Source organism: Rhodococcus sp. 06-221-2 (assembly GCF_002258365.1).
GTDB classification, from domain to species: Bacteria; Actinomycetota; Actinomycetes; order Mycobacteriales; family Mycobacteriaceae; genus Rhodococcoides; species Rhodococcoides fascians.
In genome coordinates this window covers 72,821-86,394 of the sequence record NZ_NOYJ01000029.1, presented here as the reverse complement: position 1 = coordinate 86,394, position 13,574 = coordinate 72,821, and the positions used below count along the sequence as shown (strand labels likewise).

Annotated in this window: 12 protein-coding genes and 1 pseudogene; 6 read left to right on the top strand and 7 right to left on the bottom strand. The window is 65.3% G+C overall.

From position 1 onward, the window contains the following. Window positions 1-7 precede the first annotated feature (7 nt). Entirely contained in the window at window positions 8-1,006 is a 999-nt protein-coding gene (locus CH281_RS15190) for an enoyl-CoA hydratase/isomerase family protein (RefSeq protein ID WP_032373028.1), read from the top strand. An 11-nt stretch (window positions 1,007-1,017) separates the two neighbouring features. On the opposite strand, the gene CH281_RS15185 is transcribed toward CH281_RS15190, so the two are convergent. The 3 genes from CH281_RS15185 to CH281_RS15175 all read right to left on the bottom strand — a co-directional run bounded on the left by CH281_RS15185 (window position 1,018) and on the right by CH281_RS15175 (window position 4,122). Beyond that, complete coding sequence (locus tag CH281_RS15185) at window positions 1,018-1,629, bottom strand: hypothetical protein (RefSeq protein ID WP_027496081.1); 612 nt, start codon at window positions 1,627-1,629, stop codon at window positions 1,018-1,020. Window positions 1,630-1,776: 147 nt separating this feature from the next. Continuing rightward, entirely contained in the window at window positions 1,777-2,430 is a 654-nt protein-coding gene (locus CH281_RS15180) for a nicotinamide mononucleotide transporter family protein (protein WP_032364119.1), read from the bottom strand. A 9-nt stretch (window positions 2,431-2,439) separates the two neighbouring features. Then, window positions 2,440-4,122: a peptide chain release factor 3 gene (locus tag CH281_RS15175; RefSeq protein ID WP_027496083.1), complete on the bottom strand. Its 1,683-nt coding sequence runs from the start codon at window positions 4,120-4,122 to the stop codon at window positions 2,440-2,442. A 129-nt stretch (window positions 4,123-4,251) separates the two neighbouring features. On the opposite strand from CH281_RS15175, the gene CH281_RS15170 reads away from it, so the two are divergent. Further along, entirely contained in the window at window positions 4,252-5,886 is a 1,635-nt protein-coding gene (locus CH281_RS15170) for a fatty acyl-AMP ligase (protein ID WP_094694715.1), read from the top strand. Here the strand turns inward: CH281_RS15170 and pth are convergent, their stop codons facing one another. The 3 genes from pth to CH281_RS15155 all read right to left on the bottom strand — a co-directional run bounded on the left by pth (window position 5,887) and on the right by CH281_RS15155 (window position 8,018). Continuing rightward, complete coding sequence (pth, locus tag CH281_RS15165; protein WP_027496085.1) at window positions 5,887-6,480, bottom strand: aminoacyl-tRNA hydrolase; 594 nt, start codon at window positions 6,478-6,480, stop codon at window positions 5,887-5,889. A gap of 81 nt (window positions 6,481-6,561) precedes the next feature. Further along, a complete protein-coding gene (locus CH281_RS15160) occupies window positions 6,562-7,224 on the bottom strand; it encodes a 50S ribosomal protein L25/general stress protein Ctc (RefSeq protein ID WP_027496086.1) in 663 nt (220 codons plus the stop codon). A gap of 185 nt (window positions 7,225-7,409) precedes the next feature. Further along, a complete protein-coding gene (locus CH281_RS15155; RefSeq protein WP_032371212.1) occupies window positions 7,410-8,018 on the bottom strand; it encodes a TetR/AcrR family transcriptional regulator in 609 nt (202 codons plus the stop codon). Window positions 8,019-8,092: 74 nt separating this feature from the next. Between CH281_RS15155 and CH281_RS15150 the strand changes: the two are divergent. Beyond that, window positions 8,093-8,920, top strand: a pseudogene (locus CH281_RS15150) (DMT family transporter); the annotation flags it as partial. 48 nt (window positions 8,921-8,968) lie between these two features. Here CH281_RS15150 and CH281_RS15145 read toward each other — a convergent pair. After that, window positions 8,969-10,138, bottom strand: coding sequence for an aminotransferase class V-fold PLP-dependent enzyme (locus CH281_RS15145; protein WP_094694821.1), 1,170 nt, complete (start codon window positions 10,136-10,138; stop codon window positions 8,969-8,971). Between the two features lie 143 nt (window positions 10,139-10,281). Here CH281_RS15145 and egtA point away from each other — a divergent pair, with 143 nt between their 5' ends. From egtA to egtC, 3 genes are read left to right on the top strand one after another with little or no spacing between them, the layout of a single operon-like run. Then, window positions 10,282-11,523 (top strand): ergothioneine biosynthesis glutamate--cysteine ligase EgtA, encoded by a 1,242-nt coding sequence (gene egtA, locus CH281_RS15140; protein ID WP_094694713.1) that lies wholly within the window; start codon window positions 10,282-10,284, stop codon window positions 11,521-11,523. Then, the gene (egtB, locus tag CH281_RS15135; RefSeq protein WP_176457017.1) at window positions 11,520-12,824 is read left to right on the top strand and encodes an ergothioneine biosynthesis protein EgtB; all 1,305 of its coding nucleotides are present in this window, start codon (window positions 11,520-11,522) and stop codon (window positions 12,822-12,824) included. The genes egtA and egtB overlap by 4 nt, the downstream gene beginning before the upstream one ends. After that, complete coding sequence (gene egtC, locus CH281_RS15130) at window positions 12,825-13,565, top strand: ergothioneine biosynthesis protein EgtC (RefSeq protein ID WP_094694711.1); 741 nt, start codon at window positions 12,825-12,827, stop codon at window positions 13,563-13,565. Window positions 13,566-13,574: the final 9 nt, after the last annotated feature.

Below are 13,574 nucleotides of genomic sequence, written 5' to 3'. Positions count from 1 at the left end.
GTCCGCAGTGGCCGTAGTCGAAGCCGAGGTAGTCGGTGGTGTCGGGCATATCGTCCTGAACCGGCCGGAGGCCCTGAACTCGTTGAACGAGGCCATGATCCACGGCATTCGTGCGGCACTCGATGCGTGGCGGGACGACGACACCGTCGGTTCGGTTCTGGTGACGAGCAGTTCACCGCGCGCGTTCTGCGCCGGCGGAGACATCAAGGCCATCAGGCAGGCCGTGATCGACGGCGACCGAGAAGCCGGGCCGCGCTACTTCTCTGCCGAGTACGACCTCGACGAGATCATTGCGACGTACCCCAAGCCGTATGTGGCGGTCATCGAGGCCGCGGCGTTCGGGGGAGGGCTGGGAATCTCGGTGCACGGCAGCGTGCGGATCGTGACAGAGAACGCTCTTCTGGCGATGCCGGAGACGGCGATCGGATTTGTTCCCGATGTGGGCTCGAGCTACTTTCTGTCCCGGTTGCCCGATCACATCGGACGCTACTTGGCACTGACAGGCACCCGGATCACCGGATCCGACGCTGTGACACTGGGATTGGCGACACACTTCTGTCCCAGCGAATCCGTTCAGGCGCTGAAGGACGACATTCTCGGTGGCACCGATCTCGGTGCAGCGCTCGATCGACACACGACCCCGCCGCCGACGACGGAATTGTCGTTCGACGCGAAAGCGGTGGCCACGGTGTTCGAGAAGACGTCGCTCGTCGACATCATCGATGCTTTGGAGTGCGATACCGCGTGGTCTCGCTCGACCAAGACTCAGTTGGCAACGCTGTCGCCGACGTCCTTGATGGCCACCGATGCCCTGATCGAGCGGGCTGCGGACAGTACGTTGCGGGAGTGCCTCGATCGCGAGTTGCGGCTGGCGACATGGATCATCACGGAACCGGACTTCGCCGAGGGTGTGCGCGCAGTGCTGGTCGACAAGGACCGCGCGCCGCAGTGGAAGCCTCTGGTGCTCGAGATGGTGCGACCAGAGGCCTTCCAGCAGCTGCTGTGACCGTCAGTGGGTCAGCGGTAACCCTTGGCGGGGTTCTGCAGGTCCAGCACGATGGTCTGGCCGTTGGAACGCACGTGGATCTCCGGGTTCTGCAGACCACCGGAGACGAGGTATTCGCCGAGGAGCTGAAGCAGCTCGTCGGGGCCGACGGAGGTGTCGGGAGTGCGGATGTCGCCGGTGCGGCTGCCGAGTTCGTTCTGGGTCAGCCGACCCGCGATACGAACCGAGGCGACGCCCATAGCGGTACGACGGTCGGGTGCCTGGCCGCGGCCGAGAGACGGCGACGTGCTGCCGCTGGAGGCGTGAGCGGTGGAACGGCCGTTGGTGGGCAGGCCGTGTTCTGAGATCTGATCGCTGGTGGTCACTTCAACCTCGTTCGATTCCGTGGCGGGCTTCTCTGATGCTGCGGGCTGTGGAGCGGATGCCGTGTCGGTGGACGTGACCACTGCCGCCGGGAAATCGGTGGTGGTTTCGGCCGCCTTCTCGGCGGGTGCAGCTACCGAACTGTCGGTGCGGGCACCGTTGGACGGAGTGGAATCGGACTTCGGCGGCGTCGCCAAACGATGCGCGGGAGCGCCACCGACCTTGATCCCGGCCAATGGGTAGTTCGTTCCCTTAGTCATGTCGTTTTCCACTTCATCGTGATTCTCGGGTGGTTCCGCGCCGAGACGCCATGATCGGAGAACTCACATGACGCCCAACTCGGCGTCGAGCACGCCAAAACGTACTCGAAGTTTGTTCGGACCGCCTGAGAGTAGCATCACGATTGTTTAGATCGCCATTTTTTGGTCCAAAGGCTTGTTCTGGATCCTGAACCACACCACGAAACCCCAGGTCACAAACCCGGCGTATACCAAGTAGAGGACAGCGGACGGGTAGAAACCGGCAATCACCAGCAGCGGGACGCCCACGATGTCCACCGCGATCCAGATGAGCCAGAATTCGGTGAGCCCGCGGGCCATGCCGAACGTCGCCAGCATCGAACCGGTGAAGATCCACGCATCGGCCCACTTGCCGAACGAACCGAGGTACCCGAACAGCTGCGCGAACACGATCGTTCCGACGACTGCGACAGTGATCATCACCAGTCGCTCACGGGCAGTGCCCCAGCGCGGAACGACGGCGGCCCCCGAGTTCTTCGAGCCGCGCATCCACCGGGCCAGCCCGTAGGCGCTGACGGCAATGAACATCAGCTGCCGTCCGGCTTGTCCGTACAGATCCAACGCCTGCGGAGTGTGGAACACCCCGCCCATGAAGACGGTGAACAGCAGCGCATTTCCGATGATCCCCACCGGCCATGCCCACACGACTCGACGCATCCCGCCGACCGCGGAGAGCAGTCCGAAGCCGTTCCCGATCACCTCGCGCCACAGCACCGGGTGGCCCAGCACGCTGAATTCGGCGTCGAGCAGATCTGTCAGCACCGCGACAGGCTACTGATCGCCTGCGGCGACGAGGGGCTCGAGGGTGAGCTCGGGCATCTCCTTCTGGATGTACTGCAGTCGCCACTTGTCGCTGACGAGAGCCAGCAGGGCACCGTCGGTCCGGGTGAAGATCTCGACGCCGCGCTGACGGCCCAATTCGACGGCCGACGCCGCGTCGGTGCGCCGAGCAAGCGAGTAACCCAACGGTTCCATCCGAGCGTCGACGCCGAATTCGGTCTTCATTCGTGCGGTGACCACCTCGAACTGCATCGGGCCGACGGCCGCGAGAACCGGGGAGGCGTCGCCGCGAATGTCGTTGCGCAGCACCTGAACCACGCCCTCGGAGTCGAGTTGTTCGACGGCTCGGCGGAACTTCTTGTACTTGTCGGCGCTGTCGACGCGCAGTGCCGAGAAGTGCTCGGGTGCGAACGACGGGATCGGTGGGAACTCGACCTTCTTGTCGGTGTACAACGTGTGGCCGGGCGCGAGCGCGGTGGCGTTGACCAGACCGACGATGTCGCCGGGGTAGGCGTTCTCGACCGTCGTCCGGTCACGGCCGAAGACGGTGAGCGCGTACTTGGTGGTGAACGGCTTCTTGGTCTGTGCGTGCGTGACGACCATGCCGCGCTCGAACACACCCGAGACCACGCGCATGAAGGCCAGGCGGTCTCGGTGTGCGGTGTCCATGCCGGCCTGCACCTTGAACACGACGGCGCTGAAGGGATCTGTCACCGCGCGCACCCCGTCGGAGACGTCGGCCCGGGGGCCGGGTGCGGGGGCCAGCGCCACCAGGGTGTCGAGGATCTGGCGCACGCCGAAGTTCAGCATCGCCGATCCGAAGATCACCGGTGACGTCTGGCCGGCGAGGAACATCTCCTGGTCGTGTTGCTGGCCGCTCGAGATCAGCAGATCGCTCTCCTCGACGGCGGTGTCCCAGTCGACGCCCTCGCGCTGCGCGGCGGCCTCGGCCGTCATGAATTCTTCTGGCGCGATCGTGGCACCACCCGCAGTTCGGGTGAAGCGGATGTAACTGCCGTCCTGCACATCGAGCAGGCCACGGAAGTCACCAGCGATGCCGACGGGCCAATACAGAGGCGTCGGCGTCAGGCCGATGCGTGACTCGATCTCGTCGAGCAGTTCGAGCGGGGACTGACCCGGGCGGTCCCACTTGTTGATGACGGTGATGACCGGGATGCCGAACTGGCGGCACACCTGGAACAGCTTGAGGGTCTGCGGCTCGAGGCCCTTCGCGGCGTCGATGAGCATGACGGCCGCGTCGACCGCCGTCAGGACGCGGTAGGTGTCCTCGGAGAAATCGGCGTGGCCGGGGGTGTCGACGAGGTTGATCACGTTGGTGACCTCGGCGTCGGGGGAGGTCTGGTAATTGAACTGCAGCGCAGTCGAACTCACCGAAATGCCGCGCGCCTTCTCCATCTCCATCCAGTCCGAGACGGTGGAGCGACGGCCGGCCTTGCCGTGAATGGCACCGGCCTCGGAGATGACGCGCGCGTGCAGGGCGAGGGCCTCGGTAAGCGTCGACTTACCGGCATCGGGGTGTGAGATCACCGCGAATGTTCGACGCCTCGCCACCTCGAAATCGAGTTCCCTGGCCGAGTGTCGAGCGGGGCCGGAGTTCGGTCCTGACCCGTCGAGTGCTGCATCGACGTCGGGGGAACTGGGCGGGGTACTCACGAAGGCCTCTATCTCGTAGTCACGGCAACGGCAAAGGTCAAGGATACGCGGCCGGTAACGGTCACCGGTCATCGCGGGATTGCTTAGGGTGAGGGACGCGGAAGGACCGTCGAACGAGGAGATGACGCGTTGAGCAAGTTCACCGACGAGATGTTCGAGACCGCAAGCAGCAGCAAACGTGGTTTGGTCACCGGCGAGCCCGAGGCGGCGTTGCGCCAGTCGTGGGGTGAGATCCACGAGCAGGCGCGGCGGATGGCGGGCGCACTGGCCGACGCGGGGGGCGAACACGGCGACGCGATCGGTATTCTCGCCGGCCAGCCCGTCGACATCGCACCTGCCTGCCAGGCCACGTGGATGCGCGGAGCGTCGGTGACGATGTTGCATCAGCCCACCCCGCGGACCGATCTGGCCGTCTGGGGCGAGGACACCGAAACCGTCGTCCGGATGATCGACGCGAAGGCGGTGATTCTGGGAGCTCCGTTCGACATCGCCGCACCGGTGCTCGTCGAGCGCGGCATCACAGTGCTGAAGATCGACGAGATGAAGTCCGGTCGCGACATCGATCCGGTGCCGACGGCCGAGACCGACATCGCGCTGCAGCAGCTCACGTCCGGCTCCACCGGGTCGCCCAAGGCCGTGCGCATCACGCACGAGAACTTCTACGTCAATGCGTACGCGATGATCGATCGCATCGAGTTCGACGTCAATTCCGACGTCATGGTCAGTTGGTTGCCGCTCTTCCACGACATGGGCATGGTGGGCTTTCTGTCGGTGCCGATGCAGGTGGGTGCCGAGGTCGTGAGCATCACGCCGTTGGACTTCCTGCGCTCGCCACTGTTGTGGGCCAAGCTCATCGACAAGTACCGCGGAACAGTCACCGCTGCACCCAATTTCGCGTATTCGCTGTTGGCGCGTCGGCTGCGTCAGGCGGAGGACGATCTGGATCTGGATCTGTCCACGCTGCGTTACGCGTGGAACGGTGCCGAACCCGTCGACCCCGACACGATGATCGCGTTGGCAGAAGCGGGTGCGCCGTACAAGCTCGATCCCGCGGCCCTCGCGCCCGTGTACGGAATGGCGGAAACGACTCTCGCCGTGTCGATTCCGGACCCCGGCCAAGGACAGGTGATCGACGTCGTCGACGCGGATCTACTCGAAACACTCGGCCGCGCAGTCCCGTCCACCCGCGGCAACACCCGATCCCTGGCCACTCTCGGAAAGTTCGTTCCCGGTCTCGAGGGCCGCGTCGTGGACAAGGAAGGGCAGGTGCTCACCGCGCGCGGTGTCGGCATCATCGAGGTCCGCGGCAAGGCCGTCACTCCCGGATACATCACCGTCGACGGCCCCGTGCCGACACAGGACGCCGACGGCTGGCTCGATACCGGCGACGTCGGCTACATCACCGAGGACGAACTGGTCGTCGTCTGCGGCCGGGTCAAGGACGTCATCATCATGGGCGGCCGCAACATCTATCCCACCGATATCGAGCGAGCGGCGGGCACCGTCGCGGGAGTTCGGCCCGGTAACGCCGTCGCGATCCGCCTCGACGCCGGCGACAAGCGCGAAAGCTTCGCCGTTGCAGTCGAAACGAACGATATCGACAACCCCGACGAGGTCAAGCGGATCGAGCGTGAAGTGATCCACGCGGTGCATTCGGAGGTAGGAGTACGCCCGCGCACGGTGGCAGTCCTGGGGCCGGGCAGCATCCCGAAGACGTCGAGCGGCAAACTGCGACGGGCCAATTCGGTATCGCTGCTGAACTGATCAGCGCGGGTGCACCCGATTCTGGGCCGCCTCGAGACCGACCTTCAGCAGTAGCTCGGCGGCGTCGGCGGCTTCTTCGATCACGACGCCGAGGTCCTTGCGTTCGGGCGTCGAGAAGGGCTTGAGCACGAACGACGCCGGATCCATTCGTCCCGGTGGCCGTCCGACGCCCACGCGGACCCGCAGGTAGTCCTTGGTGCCGAGGTGCTGAGAAATCGAGCGCAGACCGTTGTGCCCGCCCTCGCCGCCGCCGAGCTTGAGTCGCAGTGCGCCGAAGTCGATGTCCAGTTCGTCGTGCACCACCACGATGTTCGCGGGGTCGACGGAGAAGAACCGAGCCAGTGCCGCCACCGGCTGGCCCGAGAGGTTCATGAACGTTCGCGGCTTCGCGACGACGACCGAACGGCCGTCCAGCCGGGCCTGCACGATGTCGGAATTGGACTTCTTGTGCGACGAGAACGACGAGCCGACGCGTCCGGCGAGTGCGTCGGCGACCATGAAGCCCACGTTGTGCCGAGTCTTGTCGTACTGCGGACCGGGGTTGCCGAGCCCGACTATCAGGGCGGGGCCGTTTTCGGTGCTCACGGGCGTCATTCTTCCATCGATGGTTCGAAACGAACGGCGCGCCGTCTCCCGAAGGAGAACAGCGCGCCGCTCGAGATGCAGGGGAGAGAATCAGCTCTCGTCGGAGCTGTCTTCGTCCTCGGAAGCTGCTTCTTCCTGAGTCTCGGCCTCGCCGGTCTCGGAGATCGGCTCGGTGCCTTCGCCGTCGGCCTCGAGGTCTTCCTCGGACGGTGCCTCGACGACGTTGACCAGGAGGGTCTCGCCGTCGGAGATGAGGGTGACGTCGGACGGCAGATCCAGGTCTGCCGCGGTGATCTGCGTGCCGATCTCGGCACCCTCGACGGAGACGACGAAGTTCTCCGGGATCTCGAGCGCGTCGGCCTCGATCTCGACGGCGGTCGAGTCGGTGGTGACGAGGGTGCCCGGTGCGGCGTCGCCCTCGACGATGATGTTGACCTCGACGGTGACGCGCTCGCCCTTGTTCAGGACGAGGAGGTCGGCGTGCTCGATGCTGCGACGGATCGGGTGCACGACGATCGACTTGGTCAGTGCCAGCTGCGACTTGCCGGCGATGTCGAGGGTGAGCACAGCGTTGGTGCCGTCGTTACGCAGCACGGCAGCGAATGCGCGGGCGTCGAGTGCCAGGTGCTGGGGGTCGGTTGCGTGTCCGTACAGAACGGCGGGAACGAGGCCGTCGCGACGAGCGCGGCGTGCGGCACCCTTGCCGAATTCGGTGCGGACCTGTGCGGTGAGGTTGTTTACCTTCGATGCCATGGTGCTACATGCTCCTGATAACTGTGATCTGTGGTTCGTGCGGCGTACTTCGTCGGGCTGTCAAACTCGTCGGGGCGGACACGAACGAGCGCGGCCAACGGGGCCGAGCCGCGTCGATAACGGTGGATCCTGATGAGCCGGATCTACCCTCGCCGAGACAACCTGGAAGACAATACACGACCAGGTCACGTGCGCGGAAGTTCGACCCCTGCTACGAACTTCCGCTCACGTGCGAGCGCAGCGAGCAACTCGGCGGCCACCGACCGGGCGACGGCGATGGCGTCGTCCCGACCGCCTGCGGTTCCCATGACCACCGCACCCTCGTGCAGCAGTGACAATCGAGTCCCGAGTTCTTCTGAATCGGGGTATCCGGCATCGGCGGCCAGGCGTGCGAACAGCGATCGCGTCCACGCCTTCTCCGATTCGATGATGGCCAACACCGGGCTGTCGGTGCCGCCGAACTCGGCGAATGCGTTGACGAATCCGCAGCCGCGATGGTTGTCGCGCATCCACAGGTCGAGTGCGTCGTAGACCCCGAGTACACGCTGCTCACCCTGGTCGAGGGAGTCGACGTACTGCGTCACGTGCGCACACCAGAGGTCGTATCGCCGCTTCAGATAGCGCTGCACCAGGCCGTCCTTGGAGCCGAAGCGGTCGTACAGGGTCTTCTTGGTCGTGCCGGCTTCCTCGGCGATCAGGTCGACGCCGACGGCGCGGATTCCGCGGTCGTAGAAGAGCTCGCTCGCGACGGCGAGAATTCGTTCCGCTGCGGGGGTCAGTGGCTTGTCGTGCATGGCGACCTTTCGAAAGCGCTGGTCGGAGTGGGGTGCACTGCGAGTATACAGACCTGTATGTTTACATCGCTCTCATGACCTCACGCATCGATGTTCTCGCCGGTACAGCTCTGGTGATTCTGTGGAGTTCGGGCTTCATCGGAGCAGAATTCGGCACCGCCGAAGCTCCGGCCCACACGCTGCTGGCCTGGAGGTACCTGGTGGCAGTCGTGCTCCTCGTCGCGTGGTGCCGGTGGCGACGACTCACCCCGACGTGGCACGCGCTGCGTATCCACGCAGTCCTCGGCCTCTTCTGTCAGTTCCTCTACCTCGGTGCCACCATCACCGGCATCGGCATGGGCGTCCCTCCGGGCGTCGCCGCCCTGGTCGCTGCGTTGCAGCCGTTGGTGGTCGCGCTGGCCTCGAGCAGGATCTTCGGCGAACGCGTCGGATCGAGAGGAATTCTCGGCCTCGTCGTCGGCATCGCCGGAGTGACGCTCGTCGTCGTCGGTGACCTGTCCGGTGCCGATCTTGCCTGGCCCGTCTACCTGCTGCCCGCCGCGGGCATGCTGGCGCTGTCGGCCGGGACGATCGGGCAACGGCTACTGGATCCGAAAGAACCCATCGCGCTGGCCATGGCCATCCAATGTGGCATCAGTGCAGTCGGTTTCATGACGTGGAGTGCACTTGCCGGTGACGCGGTACCGCCGATGACGACGGGTTTCTGGGCTGCGGTGGCGTGGACGGTGGTGCTGTCGACCTTCGGCGCATACGGCGCGTACCTGTTCGTCGTGCGCCGCAGTGGACCGACTCGTGCCAGCGTGCTGCTCTACCTGACACCGCCGACGACGATGCTCTGGGCTTTCGTGATGTTCGGCGACGCGGTCACCTGGTTCGGTTTCGCGGGCCTCGCAGTCTCGGGGATCGGGGTCGCCGCCTACCTCAGCGCACATCCGGACCGTAGAGCCCGCTCACACACCGGCGAGGGCAGCGAGCATCGTGTCCAGTTCGGCGAAGGTGACGAAGTAGTGCGGAGATGCACGGACGACGGCGTCGAGTCCCCGGCCCGTCATGTCCAGTCGAGTGGAACCGCGATGGCTCACCGTGACCGTCACGTTTCGGTCGGCAAGCCGGTCGCGGACGGCCACCGGCTCCTCACCGTCCACGGTGAACGAGACGATGCCGCTCTTGCGGTCACCGAGATCGTGGACGGTGACCCCGGGAATGCCTCGCATTCCGGCACGTAGGTACTCGGCGCGCTCGGAGATGGCATCCGCGACGTCGTCGATGCCCAGTTCGAGTAGATAGTCGACGGCCGCGCCGAGGGCGAGGCGGGCTGCGACGTCGCATTCCCAGAACTCGAAACGTGTTGCGTCATCGGCCATCCGGTAGGTGGACGAGTCCTCCCACTGCGCGCTGTGCAGATCGAGAGCCGGTGGATGCAAGCTCGCGGCCAATTCCGGACGCAGGTACAGGAACCCGGTACCTCGGGGCCCGCGTAGCCACTTGCGACCGGTGGCCGACAGCGCATCGACGCCGAGTTCGTCCACGTCAACCCGCAGCTGGCCGATGGACTGACACGCGTCGAGCAGAACGAGGGCACCGTGTCGATGGGCGAGATCGGCCACCGCGCGGGCCGGGTTGATCAAGCCTCCGTTGGTGGGCGCGTGCACGACCGACACCACCCGGACTCGGTCGTCGAGCATCTGTTCGAGGGCGTCGATGTCGATGCACCCCGACGCGTCGCTCGGAATCACCTCGACCGTGGCCCCGGAGACCTCGGCACGGTGCAGCGCGGAAATGGCGTTGCTGGCGTATTCGGCCTCGCACAGCAGGATTCGATCCCCGGCCGACAACGGCACCGAGTAGAAGAAGTCGGTCCAGGCACGAGTCGCGGAATCGCTCAGAGCGATGGTCGACGCCGGTGCCCCGATCAGGGTTCCGATCGATGCCTTGACCGCCGCGAGATCGTCGAGGCGTTCGCTCGCGGCCCGGTACCCGCCGATCTCCGCCTCGCGGCGCAGATGGGCGATCGCGGTGTCGACGACGACGGTGGGCGGCAGCGAGGAGCCGGCGCTGTCGAGAAATACCCGGCCCGACGCACCAGGGGTGTCGCGGCGTATGCGGTCGTGATCGAGCATCGATAGTCCTTCCGGTAGCGAACTCTCGGGCATCAGGGTTCCACAATCGGTAGCCTCGATACGACGCGGGATCTCGGCGTTTTCGATCCTGGCAGCTGGGTACATTGCGTAGTCGGATCGCGGTGAGTGGGAAAGAAGGAAATGTGTCCTCCAACGAGAAGTCCCTCGAGCTGAGCACGCGCCCAGCCATCGAGGCATACGTGTCGAAGGTGTGTTTCAAGCTGGGGCCACCGTCGCTCATCGGTGCCGAACTCGAATGGCTCACCGCCCTCGACGACGGTTCGCGGCCCTCCCTGTCAGCTCTGGCCGCTGCGCTCGGTGATCACTCCCCGCGCAGTATCGCTCCCGAGTCACCCGCCCTGACGTTGCCGGGCGGAAGTATCGTCACCGTCGAACCGGGCGGCCAAGTCGAATTGTCCAGTTCGCCTTCTATTTCCGTTTCCCAGCTCGAACCGTTGCTCGACGCCGATGCCCGACTGTTGCACGACATGCTCGGTCGCGACGGCATCTCCATCAGCGCAGTTCCCGCCGACGCCGTGCGAGATCCCGAACGACTACTGGTCTTACCGCGCTACTGCGCGATGGAAAACCGTTTCACCACCATCGGGCCTTTCGGCAAGCTGATGATGTGCAACACCGCCGCCACCCAGGTCAGTGTCGACGCCGGACGTGATCGGGCCGAGGTCACTTCGCGATGGCAAATGCTGCACGCCATCGGCCCGGCCTTCGTCGCCGCGTTCGCGCGCTCTCCCGAACTCGCCGGGGCACCGACAGGTGCGTGGGCATCGCAGCGAATGCGGACCTGGCTCGAACTCGATTCCAGCCGGACCACGGTACCGAACACGGGCGATCCGATTGCCGATTACGCGCGGTGGGCACTCGACGTTCCGCTCCTCTGTATTCGGGGAACCACCCAGAACTGGGAAGCGCCGTCCGGCATCACTTTTGCGCAGTGGCTCGACGATCCGAGCGTTGTCGGTCGTCCGGCAACCTACGCCGATCTCGATTACCACCTGACGACGCTGTTCCCGCATGTCCGAGCCTGCGGCCACCTCGAAATCCGTTACCTCGACGCGCAACCCGACGGTCAATGGGTGATACCGGCCGCCGCGTTCGAGGCGCTGTTGTCCACTCCCGATCTGGTTTCCCAGGCCACCGAACTCGGCGCAGGCACAGCCGGTCGGTGGCTCGATGCGGCCCGGGCAGGTATGGCCGATGGCGAGCTGCGTAGGGCCGCAAGCGAACTGCTCGATCTCGCATCATCCGCGGGAGGAGAGTTCTCCCAGCAGTTGCGTGCGGCATCTCGGAGATGTCGCGCCGGTATTTCGCCCCACGAATTCGATGCGGTGTCGCCGACATCGCAAAGCCGAAAGGAATCGGTGTGAGCGCCGAAGAACTCAGGACCAGGATCGAGACCGTGCTGACTCGGAGCCGGTCCCGCAGCGCCGCGCTCACCGAGTGCGTGGACGAAACCGAACTCATGGCTCAGCATTCGCCGTTGATGAGTCCACTGGTCTGGGATCTGGCACACATCGGCAGTCAGGAAGAACTCTGGCTCGTGCGCGATGTCGGTGGCCGCGACCCGGTGCGGCCGGACATCGACGAGTTGTACGACGCGTTCAAGCACTCGCGTTCGTCGCGAACGTCCCTGCCGCTCCTGACGCCCGAGGAAGCGCGCGCCTACGTGCATACCGTGCGGGACAAGGCCTGGGACGTGTTGGAGCACAGCACGTTCGAGGGCCGACCGGTCGAGAAGCACGGATTCGCGTTCGGGATGATCGCCCAGCACGAGCAGCAGCACGACGAAACCATGCTCGCAACCCACCAGTTACGTTCCGGTCCAGCCGTTCTCACTGCTCCCGCACCACCGACGTCCACGATGCCGGCGGCGGGGGAAGCCATCATTGCCGGTGGGCCGTTCTCGATGGGAACGTCACTCGACCCGTGGGCTCTGGACAACGAGCGGCCTGCGCACGCCGTGCACGTGCCGACCTTCGCCATCGACCGGGCCCCGATCACCAACGCGCAGTACATGAACTTCATCGCCGACGGTGGCTACGAGCGCCCCGAGTTGTGGACGGAGAAGGGGTGGGCGCACCGCGTCGACGCGCAGCTCACCGCCCCGCAGTTCTGGGAGTCCGATTCCGACGGCACCTGGTGGCGTCGGAGCTTCGGGGTGCGCAGGCCGGTGCGTCCGCTGCAACCCGTCGTGCACGTGTGCTGGTTCGAGGCCGACGCCTACGCGCGCTGGGCAGGCAAGCGGCTACCGACGGAAGCGGAATGGGAGAAGGCCGCGCGGTACGACGCGGCGTCGAACACCTCCCGCGCCTATCCCTGGGGAGACGCCGAACCCACTGCAGCACATGCCAATCTGAATCAGCGACATCTCGAACCGGCCGATGTGGGGGCGTATCCGCAGGGTGTGTCCTCGGCCGGGGTCCATCAGCTCATCGGTGACGTGTGGGAGTGGACGTCCTCGGGTTTCGAGGCGTACCCGGGATTCGAGGCATTCCCGTATGCCGAGTACTCGGAGGTGTTTCTGCGCGGCGATTACAAGGTGTTGCGTGGCGGCTCTTTCGGCACCGACGAGGTGGCCTGCCGCGGGACGTTCCGAAATTGGGATCACCCGATTCGTCGGCAGATCTTCAGTGGGTTCCGGTTGGCCCGCGACGTCGAGTCGCACTGAATGTGCCGTCATCTCGGGTACCTCGGAGCAACTACCTCGGTCGGGTCACTGCTGACCCGGGGCGAGAACTCCCTGCGCACACAATCGTTCGCGCCCACCGACATGCGGGGCGGCGGCACCATCAACGCCGACGGGTTCGGCGTTGCCTGGTGGGACGGCGACGACACCGTACGCAGCTATCGCAATCCGATGCCCATCTGGACCGACCCTGCGATCGACGATGCTCTGCCGCAACTGCAGTCGACGTCGGTGATCGCGGCGGTCCGATCGGCCACCGTGGGAATGCCGGTCGAACGCAGTGCCTGTGCCCCGTTCACCGACGAGCGATGGGCATTCAGCCACAACGGCGTCGTGTTCGGTTGGCCGGAATCGTTGGCGGAGCTGTGGTCGGAGATTCCGCCGACCGATGCGTTGATGCTGCCGGCCCCTACCGACGCCGCCGGATTGTGGATCGTGCTGCGAAACCTGTTGCGCACACACGATCCCGAGTCGGCATTGCGCATGCTGGTTCGAGAGGTTCTGGCCAGGTCGCCCAAGGCGCGCCTGAATTTTCTGCTCTCGGACGGCACGTCTATGTATGCCACGGCGGTGCATCATTCGCTGTCGGTACTGCAGACCGAGGATTCGGTCACGATCGCCTCCGAACCCGTCGACGGCGATCCCGAATGGATCTCTATCGACGACCGCAGCATCGTCGTCGCGACAGCGACCGGTGTCACCGTTTCGACCCTGGAAGAATGAAGGAGAGTC